A 21035-nucleotide genomic window follows, 5' to 3' on the forward strand; every position below is an offset into this window, starting at 1 on the left:
CTGATAGAAACAGAAGCCACTGGAGCACCTCAAAAACACCATCATACACTAAATCAGTAAGTTGGCAGCATCACCTGGCACTATTATGCTTGTTAATTGTTATTTATTTACTCCAGGAAATTGTAGGCGTATATATTAAAAAATAAAATATTACACTTTAGGAAGTAATTATGAGGTAAATCTCAATATATTTATTGGGAAAATAAATACATTAAAGGAAGGTATGCCGATTTTGAATGACACCCTTTTCCCATCTCAGAAAAAGGGCACTATCTTACTTCACCCGCGCCATATAATACGCATCGACATATTCACCATTACGCAATGCGTACTTCTTACCAGTCCCTTCAATTTCAAAGCCGTATTTTTTATAGACCTTAATTGCCGGGGCGTTATCGACAAACACGGTTAGTTCAATGCGATCTACCCGCAACCAGTTGTCGCACATTTCAATCATCTCTCGCATAAGGGCGCTGGCGACGCCGCGATTCTTCCAATGGGAGTCGACACAGATACCAAAATCGGCAACATGACTGCGGCGTGGGCGCTGTTGCACGTCAATGGTGAGATGGCCCACGACGTCTCCATCAATACAGGCGACGAGTTGCTTGATGCCGGGACGATCGGCGAGTCGCTCCTGCCACATATAATCGGAAGGATGAGGCACTTGTAGCGTGTTGTAATACACCTCCGGCTGGGCGTGAATCTGCCTGATGGCCTCGTAATCGCGCGTTTCAGCATGGCGTATCACTATCTCACTCATTCCTTTGTCCTCTTTGGGGTAAATGTCCCTTTCAACATCATTGACTTTCGAATGCGAGTCAAATGCATTTTTTTGCAAAAAGTGTTGGACAAGTGCGAATGAGAATGATTATTATTGTCTCGCGATCAGGAAGACCCTCGCGGAGAACCTGAAAGCACGACATTGCTCACATTGCTTCCAGTATTACTTAGCCAGCCGGGTGCTGGCTTTTTTTTTGATCTTTCGTTCTCAATTTATCCACGGGAGTGCTTGTGTTCGTTATGCGCACTCCAGTAGGAACCACGTCCGCTTTGCGCTAAGGTGTAAATAACCACCTTAAAAAGGACGAAATCATGGTCATCAACTGCGCCTTTATTGGCTTCGGCAAAAGCACCACCCGTTACCATCTGCCGTATGTACTTAACCGCAAGGATAGCTGGCATGTCGCGCATATTTTTCGTCGCCATGCGAAGCCGGAAGAACAGGCTCCCATTTATTCCCATATCCATTTCACCAGCGATCTCGACGAAGTACTAAACGATCCCGATGTTAAGCTGGTTGTTGTCTGCACCCACGCGGACAGCCATTTCGAGTACGCGAAACGCGCGCTGGAAGCCGGGAAAAATGTGCTGGTCGAAAAACCGTTCACCCCGACGCTTGCCCAGGCGAAGGAGCTGTTTGCGTTGGCGAAAAGCAAAGGGCTGACCGTCACGCCGTATCAGAATCGTCGCTTTGACTCCTGCTTCCTGACAGCGAAAAAAGCGATTGAAAGTGGCAAGTTGGGAGAGATTGTTGAAGTGGAAAGCCATTTTGACTATTACCGCCCGGTCGCAGAAACCAAACCTGGGTTGCCGCAGGATGGCGCGTTCTATGGCCTTGGTGTGCATACGATGGACCAGATTATTTCTCTGTTCGGTCGCCCGGATCACGTCGCTTATGACATCCGCAGCCTGCGCAATAAAGCCAATCCTGACGATACTTTCGAAGCGCAACTGTTTTATGGCGATCTAAAAGCCATCGTCAAAACCAGCCATCTGGTGAAAATCGATTATCCGAAATTTATCGTTCACGGTAAGAAAGGTTCGTTTATTAAATATGGTATCGACCAGCAGGAAACCAGCCTGAAGGCTAATATTATGCCGGGCGAACCGGGATTCTCAGCGGATGATTCGGTCGGTGTGCTGGAGTATGTCAATGACGAGGGCGTGACGGTCAGAGAAGAGATTAAGCCGGAGATGGGCGATTACGGGCGCGTTTATGATGCGTTGTATCAAACCATCACCCACGGTGCGCCAAATTACGTCAAGGAATCTGAAGTTCTTACGAATCTGGAAATCCTTGAACGCGGATTCGAGCAAGCCTCTCCCTCCACAGTGACTCTCGCGAAGTAAGTTTGATGGCCCCTCGAATAGTTCAATTTTTTTGAACAGAGGGGTCAATTTTCACCCTCTATCATCCCAGGCAGATCGGGTCCACACTAAGCCCATCGAAATCATTCAGGGGGCGAATACAAATGATCTACTTACGCAAAGCAAATGAACGTGGTCATGCAAATCATGGCTGGCTGGACTCCTGGCATACTTTCTCTTTTGCCAACTATTACGATCCGAACTTTATGGGCTTCTCCGCGCTGCGCGTGATTAACGACGACGTGATTGAAGCAGGGCAGGGCTTCGGCACTCACCCACATAAAGATATGGAAATTTTGACCTACGTGCTGGAAGGTACTGTTGAGCACCAGGACAGCATGGGCAATAAAGAGCAGGTTCCGGCGGGTGAGTTCCAGATTATGAGTGCTGGTACGGGTATTCGTCACTCAGAGTACAACCCAAGCAGCACCGAGCGTCTGCATCTGTATCAGATCTGGATCATGCCTGAAGAAAACGGTATTACGCCGCGTTATGAACAGCGTCGCTTCGATGCCGTACAGGGCAAACAGCTGGTGCTCTCGCCGGATGCGCGAGATGGTTCATTGAAAGTGCATCAGGATATGGAACTGTACCGCTGGGCGTTGCTGAAAGATGAGCAGTCGGTGCATCAGATTGCCGCTGAACGCCGCGTCTGGATCCAGGTGGTGAAAGGCAATGTCACCATTAACGGCGTGAAAGCCTCGACCAGCGATGGTCTGGCAATCTGGGATGAGCAGGCAATCTCCATCCATGCGGATAGCGACAGCGAAGTGTTACTGTTCGATCTGCCGCCGGTTTAAAACTCAACGGCATCTTTGAAGCCTGCCTTTTTGCAGGCTTCCTCGCTCGCTCCGGTCGCGTGCTGATGTACGCTTCCGGGGTTTTGCCGCGTCGTTAGCACAATGCGATGCAATTGATTTAGTGTATATCTAATAATTGTAAACAAGCACTGTTTTCCCCGGGAAGGTTCTGATGTGTCCGTGTTAAACTAAGAGAATCTATCTCTTTTGTACCTTCAGGACGATGAAAAAGAAAAGACCCGTACTTCAGGATGTGGCTGACCGTGTAGGCGTGACCAAAATGACGGTCAGCCGTTTTTTACGCAACCCGGAGCAGGTTTCCGTCGCTCTACGCGGCAAGATTGCCGCGGCTCTTGATGAACTGGGCTATATTCCCAATCGTGCGCCCGATATCCTCTCTAACGCCACCAGCCGGGCGATTGGCGTCCTGTTACCTTCTCTCACCAACCAGGTTTTCGCGGAAGTATTACGCGGAATCGAAAGCGTCACCGACGCGCACGGTTATCAGACCATGCTGGCGCACTACGGTTATAAACCGGAAATGGAGCAAGAACGCCTCGAATCCATGCTCTCCTGGAATATCGACGGCCTGATCCTCACCGAACGTACCCACACGCCGCGCACCTTAAAGATGATTGAAGTGGCGGGTATTCCCGTGGTGGAACTGATGGACAGCAAGTCGCCATGCCTTGATATCGCCGTCGGTTTTGATAACTTTGAAGCAGCACGCCAGATGACCACTGCCATTATTGCTCGCGGGCATCGCCACATTGCCTATCTCGGCGCACGTCTCGACGAACGTACTATCATCAAACAGAAGGGATACGAACAGGCGATGCTGGATGCAGGCCTGGTGCCATATAGCGTGATGGTTGAGCAATCTTCTTCTTACTCTTCCGGTATTGAACTGATTCGCCAGGCGCGGCGGGAATATCCGCAGCTGGATGGCGTGTTCTGTACGAATGATGACCTGGCGGTCGGCGCGGCGTTTGAATGTCAGCGTCTGGGGTTAAAAGTTCCTGACGATATGGCGATTGCCGGTTTCCACGGTCATGACATTGGTCAGGTGATGGAGCCACGACTTGCGAGCGTGCTGACGCCGCGTGAGCGGATGGGCAGTATTGGCGCTGAACGCCTGCTGGCGCGTATTCGTGGCGAATCTGTGACACCGAAAATGTTAGATTTAGGTTTCACCTTGTCACCGGGCGGATCTATTTAAGCCCACAAATTTGAAGTAGCTCACACTTATACACTTAAGGCATGGATGGATATTGCTTCTGATATTGTCCGGCTGGACAATGTTACCGATAACAGTTACCCGTAACATTTTTAATTCTTGTATTGTGGGGGCACCACTTTGAGCACGACTAACCATGATCACCACATTTACGTCTTGATGGGCGTATCGGGCAGCGGCAAATCTGCGGTCGCCAGTGAAGTGGCGCATCAACTTCATGCCGCGTTTCTTGATGGCGATTTCCTCCATCCACGGCGCAATATCGAAAAAATGGCGTCTGGCGAACCACTGAATGACGACGATCGCAAACCGTGGTTGCAGGCGCTGAACGACGCCGCGTTTGCTATGCAGCGCACTAATAAAGTGTCGCTGATCGTCTGTTCTGCATTGAAAAAACACTATCGCGACTTGCTGCGTGAAGGTAATCCGAATCTCTCTTTCATCTATTTGAAAGGCGATTTTGATGTGATTGAAAGCCGCCTGAAAGCGCGCAAAGGCCATTTCTTTAAAACCCAAATGTTGGTGACGCAGTTTGAAACGCTGCAGGAGCCGGGTGCGGACGAAACCGATGTACTGGTGGTGGATATCGATCAACCGCTGGAAGGTGTTGTGGCAAGCACCATTGAGGTTATTAAAAAAGGCAAATAAGTAGTGACTACATTAACGCTTGTTTTAACAGCAGTAGGGTCTGTTTTACTGCTGCTGTTTTTAGTCATGAAGGCGCGTATGCACGCTTTCCTGGCTTTAATGGTGGTGTCCATGGGGGCTGGCCTTTTTTCCGGTATGCCGCTCGATAAAATCGCAGCGACGATGGAAAAAGGGATGGGAGGCACCCTCGGCTTCCTGGCGGTGGTTGTCGCCCTGGGAGCTATGTTTGGCAAGATCTTACATGAAACCGGCGCAGTCGATCAGATTGCCGTCAAAATGCTCAAATCCTTCGGTCACAGCCGCGCGCATTATGCCATCGGCCTTGCGGGGCTGGTCTGTGCGCTACCGCTGTTCTTTGAAGTGGCGATTGTTCTGCTGATTAGCGTTGCTTTCTCAATGGCGCGCCACACCGGTACGAACCTGGTGAAGCTGGTAATCCCATTATTCGCAGGCGTGGCGGCAGCGGCGGCGTTCCTGGTGCCAGGGCCAGCGCCAATGCTGCTGGCATCGCAGATGAACGCCGATTTTGGCTGGATGATCCTGATTGGCCTGTGTGCGGCAATTCCGGGAATGATTATTGCCGGGCCGCTGTGGGGTAATTTCATCAGCCGTTACGTGGAGTTGCATATTCCTGACGACATCAGCGAACCGCATCTCGGCGAAGGCAAAATGCCGTCCTTCGGATTCAGCCTGTCGCTGATCCTGTTGCCGCTGGTGCTGGTGGGGCTGAAAACCATTGCCGCGCGTTTTGTGCCAGAAGGCTCTACCGCTTACGAATGGTTCGAGTTTATTGGTCATCCGTTTACCGCGATTCTGGTTGCTTGTCTGGTGGCGATTTATGGCCTGGCGATGCGTCAGGGCATGCCAAAAGACAAAGTGATGGAGATTTGCGGTCACGCGCTGCAACCGGCGGGGATCATTCTGCTGGTGATTGGTGCGGGCGGCGTGTTCAAACAGGTGCTGGTTGACTCTGGCGTAGGTCCGGCACTGGGCGAAGCGTTAACCGGCATGGGCCTGCCGATTGCTATCACCTGCTTCGTGCTGGCCGCTGCAGTGCGCATCATTCAGGGGTCTGCCACCGTAGCCTGTTTAACGGCGGTGGGACTGGTGATGCCAGTCATTGAACAACTGAACTACTCTGGTGCGCAAATGGCGGCACTGTCGATTTGTATCGCTGGTGGTTCGATTGTTGTCAGCCACGTTAACGACGCTGGTTTCTGGTTGTTCGGTAAATTTACCGGCGCGACCGAAGCCGAAACGCTGAAAACCTGGACCATGATGGAAACCATTCTCGGCACTGTCGGTGCCATCGTTGGGATGATTGCGTTCCAGCTGTTGAGTTAAGTTTGTTCGCCCGGTAGTTGTGACGCTACCGGGTTCTTTTCGAAAAACTCTCCTCGTTACCCCTTCATCCACATTCGAATGCCGTCGAGGAACATCTGGGTTGCCATCATCACCAGAATCAATCCCATCAGGCGTTCAAGTGCGTTCACCCCTTTCTCGCCCAGCAGACGTAAAAATAGCGAAGACTGTAGCAGGATGACAAAGGTGCCGCCCCAGGCCAGCAGCAGAGCAATCACCAGATGCCCCATCTGATTCGGGTACTGATGAGACAACAACATCAGCGTGGCGAGAATAGTCGGCCCGGCGACTAACGGAATTGCCAACGGCACGATAAATGGCTCTTCACCTGCAGGAAGCCCGCTGCTATTTCCTGAAGCGCTGGGGAAAATCATCTTAATGGCGATCAGAAACAGAATGATGCCGCCAGAAATGGAGACGGTTTCTGCTCGCAGGCTGAGAAATGCCAGAATTTTCTCACCCGCAAACAGGAACACCAGCATCACCAGGAGAGCAATAAGCAACTCTCGCACCATGATTGCCCGCCGTCTTTTCGGTTCAGTATGTTTCAGTACGGACATGAAAATAGGTAGGTTTCCGAGCGGATCCATAATCAGGATCAATAAAACTGCTGCAGAAATGATTTCATTCATAACTCAAATTCCCTGATAATTGCCGCGGACTTTCTGCGTGCTAACAAAGCAGGATAAGTCGCATTACTGATGGCTTCGCTATCATTGATTAATTTCACTTGCGACTTTGGCTGCTTTTTGTATGGTGAAAGATGTGCCAAGAGGAGACCGGCACATTTATACAGCACACATCTTTGCAGGAAAAAACGCTTATGAAAAATGTTGGTTTTATCGGCTGGCGCGGTATGGTCGGCTCCGTTCTCATGCAACGCATGGTTGAAGAGCGCGACTTCGACGCCATTCGCCCTGTCTTCTTTTCTACTTCTCAGCTTGGCCAGGCTGCGCCGTCTTTTGGCGGAACCACTGGCACACTTCAGGATGCCTTTGATCTGGAGGCGCTAAAGGCCCTCGATATCATTGTGACCTGTCAGGGCGGCGATTATACCAACGAAATCTATCCAAAGCTTCGTGAAAGCGGATGGCAAGGTTACTGGATTGACGCAGCATCGTCTCTGCGCATGAAAGATGACGCCATCATCATTCTTGACCCCGTCAATCAGGACGTCATTACCGACGGATTAAATAATGGCATCAGGACTTTTGTTGGCGGTAACTGTACCGTAAGCCTGATGTTGATGTCGTTGGGTGGTTTATTCGCCAATGATCTTGTTGATTGGGTGTCCGTTGCAACCTACCAGGCCGCTTCCGGCGGTGGTGCGCGACATATGCGTGAGTTATTAACCCAGATGGGCCATCTGTATGGCCATGTGGCAGATGAACTCGCGACCCCGTCCTCTGCTATTCTCGATATCGAACGCAAAGTCACAACCTTAACCCGTAGCGGTGAGCTGCCGGTGGATAACTTTGGCGTGCCGCTGGCGGGTAGCCTGATTCCGTGGATCGACAAACAGCTCGATAACGGTCAGAGCCGCGAAGAGTGGAAAGGGCAGGCGGAAACCAACAAGATCCTCAACACATCTTCCGTAATTCCGGTAGATGGTTTATGTGTGCGTGTCGGGGCATTGCGCTGCCACAGCCAGGCATTCACTATTAAATTGAAAAAAGATGTGTCTATTCCGACCGTGGAAGAACTGCTGGCTGCGCACAATCCGTGGGCGAAAGTCGTTCCGAACGATCGGGAAATCACTATGCGTGAGCTAACCCCAGCTGCCGTTACCGGCACGCTGACCACGCCGGTAGGCCGCCTGCGTAAGCTGAATATGGGACCAGAGTTCCTGTCAGCCTTTACAGTGGGCGACCAGCTGCTGTGGGGGGCCGCGGAGCCGCTGCGTCGGATGCTTCGTCAACTGGCGTAATCTTTATTCATTAAATCTGGGGCGCGATGCCGCCCCTGTTAGTGCGTAATACAGGAGTAAGCGCAGATGTTTCATGATTTACCGGGAGTTAAATAGAGCATTGGCTATTCTTTAAGGGTGGCTGAATACATGAGTATTCACAGCCTTACCTGAAGTGAGGACGACGCAGAGAGGATGCACAGAGTGCTGCGCCGTTCAGGTCAAAAAAATGTCACAACCAGAAGTCAAAAATCCAATTGGATGGGGTGACACAATAAAACAGGAAGACAAGCATGTCCGATCGTATCGATAGAGACGTGATTAACGCGCTAATTGCAGGCCATTTTGCGGATCCTTTTTCCGTACTGGGAATGCATAAAACCACCGCGGGACTGGAAGTCCGTGCCCTTTTACCCGACGCTACCGATGTGTGGGTGATTGAACCGAAAACCGGGCGCAAACTCGCAAAACTGGAGTGTCTCGACTCACGGGGATTCTTTAGCGGCGTCATTCCGCGACGTAAGAATTTTTTCCGCTATCAGTTGGCTGTTGTCTGGCATGGTCAGCAAAACCTGATTGATGATCCTTACCGTTTTGGTCCGCTAATCCAGGAAATGGATGCCTGGCTATTATCTGAAGGTACTCACCTGCGCCCGTATGAAACCTTAGGCGCGCATGCAGATACTATGGATGGCGTCACAGGTACGCGTTTCTCTGTCTGGGCTCCAAACGCCCGTCGGGTCTCGGTGGTTGGGCAATTCAACTACTGGGACGGTCGCCGTCACCCGATGCGCCTGCGTAAAGAGAGCGGCATCTGGGAACTGTTTATCCCTGGGGCGCATAACGGTCAGCTCTATAAATACGAGATGATTGATACCAATGGCAACTTGCGTCTGAAGTCCGACCCTTATGCCTTCGAAGCGCAAATGCGCCCGGAAACCGCGTCTCTTATTTGCGGGCTGCCGGAAAAGGTTGTACAGACTGAAGAGCGCAAAAAAGCGAATCAGTTTGATGCGCCAATCTCTATTTATGAAGTTCACCTGGGTTCCTGGCGTCGCCACACCGACAACAATTTCTGGTTGAGCTACCGCGAGCTGGCCGATCAACTGGTGCCTTATGCTAAATGGATGGGCTTTACCCACCTCGAACTACTGCCCATTAACGAGCATCCCTTCGATGGCAGTTGGGGTTATCAGCCAACCGGCCTGTATGCACCAACCCGCCGTTTTGGTACTCGCGACGACTTCCGTTATTTCATTGATGCCGCACACGCAGCTGGTCTGAACGTGATTCTCGACTGGGTGCCAGGCCACTTCCCGACCGATGACTTTGCGCTTGCCGAATTTGATGGCACGAACTTGTATGAACACAGCGATCCGCGTGAAGGCTATCATCAGGACTGGAACACGCTGATCTACAACTATGGTCGCCGTGAAGTCAGTAACTTCCTCGTCGGTAACGCGCTTTACTGGATTGAACGTTTTGGTATTGATGCGCTGCGCGTCGATGCGGTGGCGTCAATGATTTATCGCGACTACAGCCGTAAAGAGGGGGAGTGGATCCCGAACGAATTTGGCGGGCGCGAGAATCTTGAAGCGATTGAATTCTTGCGTAATACCAACCGTATTCTTGGTGAGCAGGTTTCCGGTGCGGTGACAATGGCTGAGGAGTCTACCGATTTCCCTGGCGTTTCTCGTCCGCAGGATATGGGCGGTCTGGGCTTCTGGTACAAGTGGAACCTCGGCTGGATGCATGACACCCTGGACTACATGAAGCTCGACCCGGTTTATCGTCAGTATCATCACGATAAACTGACCTTCGGGATTCTCTACAACTACACTGAAAACTTCGTCCTGCCGTTGTCGCATGATGAAGTGGTCCACGGTAAAAAATCGATTCTCGACCGCATGCCGGGCGACGCATGGCAGAAATTCGCGAACCTGCGCGCCTACTATGGCTGGATGTGGGCATTCCCGGGCAAGAAACTACTGTTCATGGGTAACGAATTTGCCCAGGGCCGCGAGTGGAACCATGACGCCAGCCTCGACTGGCATCTGTTGGAAGGCGGCGATAACTGGCACCACGGTGTCCAGCGTCTGGTGCGCGATCTGAACCTCACCTACCGCCACCATAAAGCAATGCATGAACTGGATTTTGACCCGTACGGCTTTGAATGGCTGGTGGTGGATGACAAAGAACGCTCGGTGCTGATCTTTGTGCGTCGCGATAAAGAGGGTAACGAAATCATCGTTGCCAGTAACTTTACGCCGGTACCGCGTCATGATTATCGCTTCGGCATTAATCAGCCGGGCAAATGGCGTGAAATCCTCAATACCGATTCCATGCACTATCACGGCAGTAATGCAGGCAATGGCGGCACGGTACACAGCGATGAGATTGCCAGCCACGGTCGTCAGCATTCACTAAGCCTGACGCTACCACCGCTGGCCACTATCTGGCTGGTTCGGGAGGCAGAATGACACAACTCGCCATTGGCAAACCCGCTCCCCTCGGCGCGCATTACGACGGTCAGGGCGTCAACTTCACACTTTTCTCCGTTCATGCCGAGCGGGTAGAACTGTGTGTCTTTGACGCCAATGGCCAGGAACATCGCTATGACTTGCCAGGGCACAGTGGCGACATTTGGCACGGTTATCTGCCGGATGCGCGCCCGGGTTTGCGTTATGGTTATCGCGTTCATGGCCCCTGGCAACCCGCCGAGGGGCATCGCTTTAACCCGGCGAAGTTGTTGATTGATCCTTGCGCGCGGCAAATTGACGGGGAGTTTAAAGATAACCCGCTGCTGCACGCCGGTCATAATGAACCTGACTATCGCGACAACGCCGCCATTGCGCCGAAATGCGTAGTGGTGGTTGATCACTATGACTGGGAAGATGATGCCCCGCCGCGCACGCCGTGGGGCAGCACCATCATTTATGAAGCCCATGTCAAAGGATTAACGTACTTGCACCCGGAGATCCCGGTCGAGATCCGTGGCACTTATAAAGCCCTCGGGCATCCGGTGATGATCAACTATTTGAAACAATTGGGCATTACCGCGCTGGAACTGCTGCCAGTGGCGCAGTTTGCCAGTGAACCACGTCTGCAACGCATGGGGCTAAGTAACTACTGGGGTTACAACCCGGTGGCGATGTTTGCGCTGCATCCGGCGTATGCCTGCTCGCCAGAAACGGCGCTGGATGAGTTTCGCGATGCAATCAAAGCACTGCATAAAGCGGGTATCGAAGTCATTCTTGATATCGTGCTCAACCATAGTGCGGAACTGGACCTCGACGGCCCGTTATTCTCGCTGCGTGGGATCGATAACCGTAGCTATTATTGGATAAGAGAAGACGGCGATTATCACAACTGGACCGGTTGCGGCAACACGCTCAATTTGAGTCATCCGGCGGTGGTGGATTATGCCAGCGCCTGCCTGCGTTATTGGGTAGAAACCTGCCACGTCGATGGTTTCCGCTTTGATCTGGCGGCAGTCATGGGCCGTACGCCAGAGTTCCGTCAGGATGCGCCGTTGTTTACCGCTATCCAGAACTGCCCGGTGCTCTCGCAGGTGAAGTTAATTGCTGAACCGTGGGATATCGCTCCTGGTGGTTATCAGGTGGGAAATTTCCCGCCGCTGTTTGCCGAGTGGAACGATCATTTCCGCGATGCTGCCCGTCGTTTCTGGCTGCATTATGATTTGCCTCTGGGGGCGTTTGCCGGGCGTTTTGCTGCCTCCAGCGATGTTTTTAAACGTAATGGTCGTCTGCCGAGTGCCGCGATTAATCTCGTCACCGCACATGACGGTTTTACGCTTCGCGACTGCGTTTGCTTCAACCATAAACACAATGAAGCAAACGGAGAAGAAAATCGCGACGGGACCAACAACAATTACAGTAACAATCATGGTAAAGAAGGGTTAGGCGGTACTCTTGATCTGGTTGAACGGCGGCGCGACAGCATTCATGCCCTGTTAACAACGTTGTTGCTCTCCCAGGGCACGCCGATGTTACTGGCCGGTGACGAACATGGTCACAGCCAGCATGGCAATAACAATGCCTACTGTCAGGATAACCAATTAACCTGGTTGGACTGGTCGCAGGCAAGCAGTGGTTTAACCGCATTTACCGCCGCGTTAATCCATCTGCGCAAGCGTATTCCCGCTTTGGTGGAGAATCGCTGGTGGGAAGAAGGCGACGGCAATGTCCGTTGGCTAAATCGATATGCTCAACCTTTAAGCACGGATGAGTGGCAAAACGGGCCGAAACAGCTGCAAATTCTGCTCTCGGATCGCTTTTTGATCGCAATTAACGCCACGCTTGAGGTAACAGAGATTGTTTTACCTGCTGGGGAGTGGCACGCCATTCCCCCATTCGCTGGAGAGGATAACCCAGTGATTACGGCTGTCTGGCAGGGACCTGCACACGGATTGTGTGTGTTCCAGAGATGATAAAAAAGGAGTTAGTCATGGTTAGTTTAGAGAAGAACGATCACTTAATGTTGGCGCGCCAGCTGCCATTGAAATCTGTTGCCCTGATACTGGCGGGAGGACGTGGTACCCGCCTGAAGGATTTAACCAATAAGCGAGCAAAACCGGCCGTACACTTCGGCGGTAAGTTCCGCATTATCGACTTTGCGCTGTCTAACTGCATCAACTCCGGGATCCGTCGTATGGGCGTGATCACCCAGTACCAGTCCCACACTCTGGTGCAGCACATTCAGCGCGGCTGGTCATTCTTTAATGAAGAAATGAACGAGTTTGTCGATCTGCTGCCAGCGCAGCAGAGAATGAAAGGGGAAAACTGGTATCGCGGCACCGCAGATGCGGTCACCCAAAACCTCGATATTATCCGCCGTTATAAAGCGGAATACGTGGTGATCCTGGCGGGCGACCATATCTACAAGCAAGATTACTCGCGTATGCTTATCGATCACGTCGAAAAAGGCGCACGTTGCACCGTTGCTTGTATGCCAGTACCGATTGAAGAAGCCTCCGCATTTGGCGTTATGGCGGTTGATGAGAACGATAAAATTATCGAATTCGTTGAAAAACCTGCTAACCCACCGTCAATGCCGAACGATCCGAGCAAATCTCTGGCGAGTATGGGTATCTACGTCTTTGACGCCGACTATCTGTATGAACTGCTGGAAGAAGACGATCGTGATGAGAACTCCAGCCACGACTTTGGCAAAGATTTGATTCCCAAGATCACCGAAGCCGGTCTGGCCTATGCGCACCCGTTCCCGCTCTCTTGCGTACAATCCGACCCGGATGCCGAGCCGTACTGGCGCGATGTGGGTACGCTGGAAGCTTACTGGAAAGCGAACCTCGATCTGGCCTCTGTGGTGCCGGAACTGGATATGTACGATCGCAATTGGCCAATTCGCACCTACAATGAATCATTACCGCCAGCGAAATTCGTGCAGGATCGCTCCGGTAGCCACGGGATGACCCTTAACTCACTGGTATCCGGCGGCTGTGTGATCTCCGGTTCGGTGGTGGTGCAGTCCGTTCTGTTCTCGCGCGTTCGCGTGAATTCATTCTGCAACATTGATTCCGCCGTATTGTTACCGGAAGTATGGGTAGGTCGCTCGTGCCGTCTGCGCCGCTGCGTCATCGATCGTGCTTGTGTTATTCCGGAAGGCATGGTGATTGGTGAAAACGCAGAGGAAGATGCACGTCGTTTCTATCGTTCAGAAGAAGGCATCGTGCTGGTAACGCGCGAAATGCTACGGAAGTTAGGGCATAAACAGGAGCGATAATGCAGGTTTTACATGTATGTTCAGAGATGTTCCCGCTGCTTAAAACCGGCGGTCTGGCTGATGTTATTGGGGCATTACCCGCAGCACAAATCGCAGACGGCGTTGACGCTCGCGTACTGTTGCCTGCATTTCCCGATATTCGCCGTGGCGTGACCGATGCGCAAGTAGTATCCCGTCGTGATACCTTCGCCGGACATATCACGCTGTTGTTCGGTCATTACAACGGGGTTGGCATATACCTGATTGACGCGCCGCATCTCTATGATCGTCCGGGAAGCCCGTATCACGATACCAACTTATTTGCCTATACCGACAACGTATTGCGTTTTGCGCTGCTGGGGTGGGTTGGGGCAGAAATGGCCAGCGGGCTTGACCCATTCTGGCGTCCTGATGTGGTGCATGCGCACGACTGGCATGCAGGCCTTGCGCCTGCGTATCTGGCGGCGCGCGGGCGTCCGGCGAAGTCGGTGTTTACTGTGCACAACTTGGCCTATCAAGGCATGTTTTATGCACATCACATGAATGACATCCAATTGCCATGGTCATTCTTTAATATTCATGGGCTGGAATTCAACGGACAAATCTCTTTCCTGAAGGCCGGTCTGTACTATGCCGATCACATTACGGCGGTCAGTCCAACCTACGCTCGCGAGATCACCGAACCGCAGTTTGCCTACGGTATGGAAGGTCTGTTGCAACAGCGTCACCGTGAAGGGCGTCTTTCCGGCGTACTGAACGGCGTGGACGAGAAAATCTGGAGTCCTGAGACGGACTTACTGTTGGCCTCGCGTTACACCCGCGATACGTTGGAAGATAAAGCGGAAAATAAGCGCCAGTTACAAATCGCAATGGGGCTTAAGGTTGACGATAAAGTGCCGCTTTTTGCAGTGGTGAGCCGTCTGACCAGCCAGAAAGGTCTCGACCTGGTGCTGGAAGCCTTACCGGGCCTTCTGGAGCAGGGCGGGCAGCTGGCGCTACTCGGCGCGGGCGATCCGGTGCTGCAGGAAGGTTTCCTTGCGGCGGCAGCGGAATACCCCGGTCAGGTGGGCGTTCAGATTGGCTATCACGAAGCATTTTCGCATCGCATTATGGGCGGCGCGGACGTCATTCTGGTGCCCAGCCGTTTTGAACCGTGCGGCTTAACGCAACTTTATGGATTGAAGTACGGTACGCTGCCGTTAGTGCGGCGCACCGGTGGGCTTGCTGATACGGTTTCTGACTGTTCTCTTGAGAACCTTGCAGATGGCGTCGCCAGTGGGTTTGTCTTTGAAGATAGTAATGCCTGGTCGCTGTTACGGGCTATTCGGCGTGCTTTTGTACTGTGGTCCCGTCCTTCACTGTGGCGGTTTGTGCAACGTCAGGCTATGGCAATGGATTTTAGCTGGCAGGTCGCGGCGAAGTCGTACCGTGAGCTTTACTATCGCTTGAAATAGTTTTCAGGAAACGCCTATATGAATGCTCCGTTTACATATTCATCGCCCACGCTTAGCGTAGAAGCTCTTAAGCACTCTATCGCTTACAAGCTGATGTTTACGATTGGAAAGGACCCGGTCGTCGCCAATAAACATGAATGGCTGAACGCAACGTTATTTGCTGTGCGCGATCGTCTCGTGGAGCGCTGGTTACGTTCAAACCGTGCCCAGTTGTCGCAAGAAACTCGTCAGGTTTACTACCTGTCGATGGAGTTTTTGATTGGCCGTACGCTCTCCAACGCCATGTTGTCGCTAGGAATTTACGAAGATGTACAGGGCGCACTGGAAGCGATGGGGTTAAATCTCGAAGAGCTGATTGATGAAGAAAATGATCCGGGCCTCGGTAACGGTGGCCTGGGACGTCTGGCGGCTTGCTTCCTTGATTCTCTGGCGACGTTAGGGTTGCCGGGGCGCGGTTACGGCATCCGCTATGACTACGGTATGTTCAAGCAGAACATCGTTAACGGTAGCCAGAAAGAGTCGCCAGACTACTGGCTGGAATACGGTAACCCGTGGGAATTCAAACGCCACAACACGCGCTATAAAGTCCGTTTTGGTGGTCGCATTCAGCAGGAAGGTAAAAAAACGCGCTGGATTGAAACCGAAGAGATTCTGGGAGTCGCTTACGATCAGATAACCCCTGGTTACGATACCGACGCGACCAACACGTTGCGTTTGTGGAGTGCGCAAGCCAGTAGCGAAATTAACCTCGGTAAATTCAACCAGGGTGACTACTTCGCGGCAGTGGAAGATAAAAACCACTCCGAGAACGTATCTCGCGTACTGTATCCGGATGACTCCACCTACTCCGGGCGTGAGCTGCGCCTGCGTCAGGAATACTTCCTGGTTTCCTCGACCATTCAGGACATTTTAAGCCGCCATTATCAGTTGCATAAAACCTACGATAACCTGGCGGATAAAATCGCGATTCATCTCAATGATACCCATCCGGTACTGTCGATTCCTGAGATGATGCGTCTGCTGATCGATGAGCACCAATTTAGCTGGGACGACGCGTTTGAGGTGTGTTGTCAGGTCTTCTCCTACACTAACCACACGCTGATGAGCGAGGCGCTGGAAACCTGGCCGGTTGATATGCTGGGTAAAATTCTGCCGCGTCACCTGCAGATCATCTTTGAAATCAACGACTATTTCCTGAAAACCTTGCAGGAACAGTATCCGAACGATACCGATCTGCTGGGACGGGCGTCGATCATTGATGAATCCAACGGTCGTCGTGTGCGTATGGCCTGGCTGGCGGTTGTTGTGAGCCACAAAGTTAACGGTGTATCGGAACTGCACTCTAATCTGATGGTGCAATCGTTGTTTGCCGACTTTGCGAAAATCTTCCCGGGTCGTTTCACCAACGTCACCAACGGTGTGACGCCGCGTCGCTGGCTAGCGGTAGCGAACCCATCGCTTTCAGCCGTGCTGGACGAACACCTGGGCCGTAACTGGCGCACCGACCTTAGCCTGCTTAATGAGCTGCAACAACACTGTGATTTCCCAATGGTTAATCACGCTGTGCATCAGGCGAAGCTGGAGAACAAAAAGCGTCTGGCAGAGTATATCGCCCAGCAGCTGAATGTGGTGGTGAATCCAAAGGCGTTGTTCGATGTACAAATCAAACGTATTCACGAATACAAACGTCAATTGATGAATGTGTTGCATGTGATTACCCGCTATAACCGCATCAAGGCCGACCCGGATGCGAAGTGGGTACCGCGCGTGAATATTTTTGGCGGTAAGGCGGCTTCGGCCTATTACATGGCGAAGCACATTATTCATTTGATCAATGACGTAGCGAAAGTGATCAACAACGATCCGCAGATTGGCGACAAGCTGAAAGTCGTGTTCATCCCGAACTACAGCGTTAGCCTGGCGCAGTTGATCATTCCGGCGGCCGATCTGTCTGAACAGATTTCGCTGGCGGGGACGGAAGCTTCCGGCACCAGTAACATGAAGTTTGCGCTTAACGGTGCGCTGACTATCGGTACGTTGGACGGTGCGAATGTCGAGATGCTGGATCATGTCGGTGCTGACAATATCTTTATTTTTGGTAACACAGCGGAAGAAGTGGAAGAACTGCGTCGTCAGGGCTACAAACCGCGTGAATACTACGAGAAAGATGAGGAGCTGCATCAGGTGCTGACGCAAATCGGCAGCGGTGTATTCAGTCCGGAAGATCCGGGTCGCTATCGCGATCTGGTTGATTCGCTGATCAACTTCGGCGATCACTACCAGGTACTGGCGGATTATCGCAGCTATGTCGATTGTCAGGATAAAGTCGATGAACTCTACGAGCTTCAGGAAGAGTGGACCGCAAAAGCGATGCTGAACATTGCCAATATGGGCTACTTCTCTTCTGACCGTACTATCAAAGAGTACGCCGATCATATCTGGCATATTGATCCGGTGAGATTGTAATTTCACTAATAAATAGAACGGGGCCAAAGGGTCCCGTTTTTTTCGCCATCATTTCGGAAAAGTGTCCAGAAGGGGCAAGGGGACTCGGGGAGTATAATTTCGCCATTCAGAAAGAATGGAAAGAATAATGCAAAACAGAAAATGGATTTTGACCTCGCTGGTAATGACTTTTTTCGGCATCCCCATTCTGGCGCAGTTTTTGGCGGCGGTTATTGCCATGCTGGGTGTCGGACTTGCCGGTATTATTGAAGTTTGTAATATCTTTATCACGCCAACAATTTACCTTCTGCTCAACGTCTTTATGCTGACGCTGGGGGCGATAATAATATTTTTCTCTGGTCGCGTGTGGGCCGGTGATAGCGCGCCAGAAAACAGAGAAATAGCCGTCTGGCGGCAATGCTTTTTTCTCTTACCCGCGCTATTAACCCTGGTTGGCTGGATAATCACGCTACATCTGGCAGATTATCAATTTCGCCAGATGGGAGCTGGTTGGTTGGCAAACCTTATGCTTCCCTGGTTGGGCGTTTTTTTAGTCTCATTAGTGGGTGGTGAGTACTGGTGGATGGTCATTATTCCCGTTGGGGCGCATATCAGTTTTTCGCTGGGATACGCCTGGCCGACCAGATATCCTTTATCCGGCACGTCCGGACTACGTTGCCGTAACTTACTCCTGTTTCTACTTCTCTTACTTGGTATTGTCGCCGGGTATCATGCCCATTTATATAAGCAGCAAAATCCTGGTGTCGGTGTACGCGAAAATATTGATATCTGGGCCTGGCGACCCGATAAACTCAATAATCGACTGACGCCGCTGCGTGGCAAACCGCAAATTCAGTTTAGGCAAAACTGGCCGCGAATCGATGGCGCCACGGCTGCGTACCCAATTTATGCTTCTGCATTTTATGCATTAAGTGTAATACCAGAGGATTTTCACGTTTGGGATTATCTGGAAAACTCTCGTACGCCAGAAGCATATAACAAAATCGTTAAGGGCGATGCTGATATTATTTTCGTGGCGCAACCTTCCGGTGGGCAAAAAAAACGTGCAAAGGAATCTGGTGTCACTTTGCTGTACACCCCCTTTGCCCGTGAAGCATTCGTTTTCATCGTCAATGCGGATAATCCGGTTAATTCCCTGACTGAACAACAGGTGCGTGACATTTTCAGTGGTGCAATTACCAATTGGCGTGCTGTTGGCGGTAACGATCAGGAGATCCAGACCTGGCAGCGCCCGGAAGACTCTGGCAGCCAGACAGTGATGCAATCACAGGTCATGAAAAATGTCCGCATGATCTCGCCGCAGGAAACGAAAGTGGCAAGCGTGATGGAGGGAATGATTAAAGTCGTTGCCGAATACCGTAATACAAACAACGCAATAGGCTATACCTTCCGCTATTACGCGACGCAAATGAATGCTGATAAAAATATAAAATTGCTAGCGATTAACGGTATTACACCGACGGCGGAAAACATTCGCAACGGCAAATATGCGTACATCGTCGATGCATTTATGGTGACGAGAGAAAATACAACGTCAGAAACACAAAAACTGGTCGAATGGTTTTTAACGCCGCAGGGGCAGAGTCTGGTAGAAGATGTGGGATATGTGCCGCTGTATCCAACAATGGAATAACGCTCGAGAGAAAGGAATCAGCGAGATGAATAAATTCACCGGTGTTTTACTATTAGGCACGGCGTTACTGGCGGGATGTGTCGACCGGGAAGGGTACTATAACAGCGTTAGGGAAGAAGAGAGCCATGGACTGACGTCTCTGCGGGGGCAACCTGCATTACGTTACAGCGATGATTGGTCAAGATGGCCGAGAGTGTACGGCGCTACAGCCTTATACCCGCTGTATGCCTCCGCGTATTATAAATTAGTACCCGAGCCAAAAGATAAGGATCGAACCTCGCTGGCCTGGCAGGCGTATGGTTTGCAGCAAACCCGAACAGCTGAAGCCTACGATAGTCTGATTAAAGGTTCCGCGACGGTTATTTTTGTTGCACAACCGTCGGAAGGACAGAAAAAACGTGCAGAAGAAGCGGGTGTTAAACTGAAATATACCGCTTTCGCCCGCGAAGCCTTTGTCTTTATCGTTGATATTAATAACCCGGTAAATTCTCTCTCTGAGCACCAGGTTAAAGATATTTTTAGCGGCAAAACTAGCCGCTGGAATAAAGTAGGTGGTAGTGACGAACATATAAAAGTCTGGCAGCGCCCTGAAGATTCTGGAAGCCAAACGATTATGAAGGGGTTGGTTATGCAAGACACCCCAATGCTGCCAGCTAAAAAATCCACTGTGATTGATCTTATGGGCGGTTTAATTACTGAAGTTGCCGACTATCAAAACACGCCATCTTCCATTGGGTACACCTTCCACTATTACGTCACTCGTATGAATGACAATATGCTCAAAATGCGCAAGCAGATTAAACTTTTGGCTATAAATGGCGTTGCGCCTACCGAGGAAAATATCCGCAACGGCACTTATCCATACATTGTGGATGCCTATATGGTGACGCGTGAAAATCCCACGCCGGAAACGCAGAAATTTGTTGACTGGTTTATAAGTCAGCAGGGGCAACAGTTGGTAGAGGATGTGGGGTATGTGCCGCTGTATGAAGCATCCCCCGAATCATCAGGACAATAATGATGAATATAATCAGACTTTATATTTATCCGTTATTTCTCGGCTTTGTTATTGTGCCGTTGTTGGTGTGGCCGATGGTGGTTGCGCTGGCTGCTTGTATTATCACGCTGAGTTTTCTGGGGGAAATGCTGTTCTCAATCCCGCTCATGATCAGGCGTATTTCACTTCTGCAATTACAACTTTGGTTATCGGCTGAATATGCGCTTTTCTTCTGTGTAATGTGTTGCGTTGGTTGGCAATTTACTCGTAGAACTCAATCTGAATTGAAAAGCAGGCTCCATTGTTGGTTGGTATTCGCACCGGTCTATTTATGGTTGATCCTCTGGAATATCATTTTTTACATCGCGCCAGCGAAAATTGCGTTGCTGGAAAGTATCCGCAATTTCTTTCTGCTTGTTGTCTGGCTACCCCTGAATTTTTCGCCATTTTGGCCTCAGCCGTGGACGGATTTTATCGGTCCAATAAGCGCACAGCTTGGTTTTGCGTTGGGATATTATTGCCAGTGGTGCAGCAAAAATAGATGCCAGATACGGAAGTTGAGTGAGTGGGGAACGTGCTTAAGTTTTGTTACGTTGGGTATGATGGCGTGGGCTTTGCGGTAATTCCCTGAATCAAAAA

Annotated in this window: 16 protein-coding genes; 14 read left to right on the plus strand and 2 right to left on the minus strand. The window is 51.1% G+C overall.

The genetic code is table 11. The features are described from left to right. Positions 1 to 274: 274 nt before the first annotated feature. Positions 275 to 763, minus strand: coding sequence for an N-acetyltransferase (gene yhhY, locus RTW80_RS05045; RefSeq protein ID WP_001300398.1), 489 nt, complete (start codon positions 761 to 763; stop codon positions 275 to 277). Between the two features lie 332 nt (positions 764 to 1095). On the opposite strand from yhhY, the gene RTW80_RS05050 reads away from it, so the two are divergent. From RTW80_RS05050 to gntU, 5 genes are all read left to right on the plus strand, one after another. Beyond that, positions 1096 to 2133 carry an oxidoreductase gene (locus RTW80_RS05050; RefSeq protein ID WP_000236306.1) on the plus strand — a complete coding sequence of 346 codons (1038 nt, stop codon included), beginning with the start codon at positions 1096 to 1098 and terminating at the stop codon, positions 2131 to 2133. Positions 2134 to 2255: 122 nt separating this feature from the next. After that, complete coding sequence (gene yhhW / locus RTW80_RS05055; RefSeq protein WP_000639811.1) at positions 2256 to 2951, plus strand: quercetin 2,3-dioxygenase; 696 nt, start codon at positions 2256 to 2258, stop codon at positions 2949 to 2951. A gap of 223 nt (positions 2952 to 3174) precedes the next feature. Further along, complete coding sequence (gene gntR / locus RTW80_RS05060) at positions 3175 to 4170, plus strand: gluconate operon transcriptional repressor GntR (RefSeq protein WP_000730252.1); 996 nt, start codon at positions 3175 to 3177, stop codon at positions 4168 to 4170. A gap of 138 nt (positions 4171 to 4308) precedes the next feature. Beyond that, positions 4309 to 4836 carry a gluconokinase gene (gntK, locus tag RTW80_RS05065; RefSeq protein WP_000108330.1) on the plus strand — a complete coding sequence of 176 codons (528 nt, stop codon included), beginning with the start codon at positions 4309 to 4311 and terminating at the stop codon, positions 4834 to 4836. Between the two features lie 3 nt (positions 4837 to 4839). Then, positions 4840 to 6180 carry a gluconate transporter gene (gene gntU, locus RTW80_RS05070; RefSeq protein WP_000210111.1) on the plus strand — a complete coding sequence of 447 codons (1341 nt, stop codon included), beginning with the start codon at positions 4840 to 4842 and terminating at the stop codon, positions 6178 to 6180. A 56-nt stretch (positions 6181 to 6236) separates the two neighbouring features. Here the strand turns inward: gntU and yhgN are convergent, their stop codons facing one another. Then, positions 6237 to 6830, minus strand: a complete 594-nt coding sequence (gene yhgN / locus RTW80_RS05075; protein WP_001002544.1) for an NAAT family transporter YhgN — start codon at positions 6828 to 6830, stop codon at positions 6237 to 6239. Between the two features lie 191 nt (positions 6831 to 7021). On the opposite strand from yhgN, the gene asd reads away from it, so the two are divergent. The 9 genes from asd (at position 7022) to RTW80_RS05125 (ending at position 21019) form a co-directional block, all read left to right on the plus strand. Continuing rightward, positions 7022 to 8125: an aspartate-semialdehyde dehydrogenase gene (gene asd / locus RTW80_RS05080; protein ID WP_000799956.1), complete on the plus strand. Its 1104-nt coding sequence runs from the start codon at positions 7022 to 7024 to the stop codon at positions 8123 to 8125. Positions 8126 to 8397: 272 nt separating this feature from the next. After that, complete coding sequence (glgB, locus tag RTW80_RS05090) at positions 8398 to 10584, plus strand: 1,4-alpha-glucan branching enzyme (protein ID WP_032247280.1); 2187 nt, start codon at positions 8398 to 8400, stop codon at positions 10582 to 10584. Beyond that, positions 10581 to 12554 carry a glycogen debranching protein GlgX gene (gene glgX, locus RTW80_RS05095; protein ID WP_000192559.1) on the plus strand — a complete coding sequence of 658 codons (1974 nt, stop codon included), beginning with the start codon at positions 10581 to 10583 and terminating at the stop codon, positions 12552 to 12554. Before glgB ends, glgX begins: the two co-directional genes overlap by 4 nt. 17 nt (positions 12555 to 12571) lie before the next feature. Then, on the plus strand, positions 12572 to 13867 hold the full coding sequence (glgC, locus tag RTW80_RS05100) for a glucose-1-phosphate adenylyltransferase (protein WP_000253975.1): 1296 nt from the start codon (positions 12572 to 12574) through the stop codon (positions 13865 to 13867). Next, positions 13867 to 15300 carry a glycogen synthase GlgA gene (gene glgA, locus RTW80_RS05105; RefSeq protein WP_001197646.1) on the plus strand — a complete coding sequence of 478 codons (1434 nt, stop codon included), beginning with the start codon at positions 13867 to 13869 and terminating at the stop codon, positions 15298 to 15300. Before glgC ends, glgA begins: the two co-directional genes overlap by 1 nt. A gap of 18 nt (positions 15301 to 15318) precedes the next feature. Continuing rightward, positions 15319 to 17766: a glycogen phosphorylase gene (gene glgP, locus RTW80_RS05110; protein WP_312718581.1), complete on the plus strand. Its 2448-nt coding sequence runs from the start codon at positions 15319 to 15321 to the stop codon at positions 17764 to 17766. Positions 17767 to 17890: 124 nt separating this feature from the next. Beyond that, positions 17891 to 19399: a PstS family phosphate ABC transporter substrate-binding protein gene (locus RTW80_RS05115; RefSeq protein WP_123000332.1), complete on the plus strand. Its 1509-nt coding sequence runs from the start codon at positions 17891 to 17893 to the stop codon at positions 19397 to 19399. A 25-nt stretch (positions 19400 to 19424) separates the two neighbouring features. Next, positions 19425 to 20417 carry a PstS family phosphate ABC transporter substrate-binding protein gene (locus tag RTW80_RS05120; RefSeq protein ID WP_001032214.1) on the plus strand — a complete coding sequence of 331 codons (993 nt, stop codon included), beginning with the start codon at positions 19425 to 19427 and terminating at the stop codon, positions 20415 to 20417. After that, complete coding sequence (locus RTW80_RS05125; protein WP_000981056.1) at positions 20417 to 21019, plus strand: hypothetical protein; 603 nt, start codon at positions 20417 to 20419, stop codon at positions 21017 to 21019. The genes RTW80_RS05120 and RTW80_RS05125 overlap by 1 nt, the downstream gene beginning before the upstream one ends. The last annotated feature ends 16 nt before the right edge of the window (positions 21020 to 21035 follow it).

This window comes from Escherichia sp. AM3 (assembly GCF_032029835.1).
In the GTDB taxonomy this organism is placed as follows: Bacteria; Pseudomonadota; Gammaproteobacteria; order Enterobacterales; family Enterobacteriaceae; genus Escherichia; species Escherichia coli.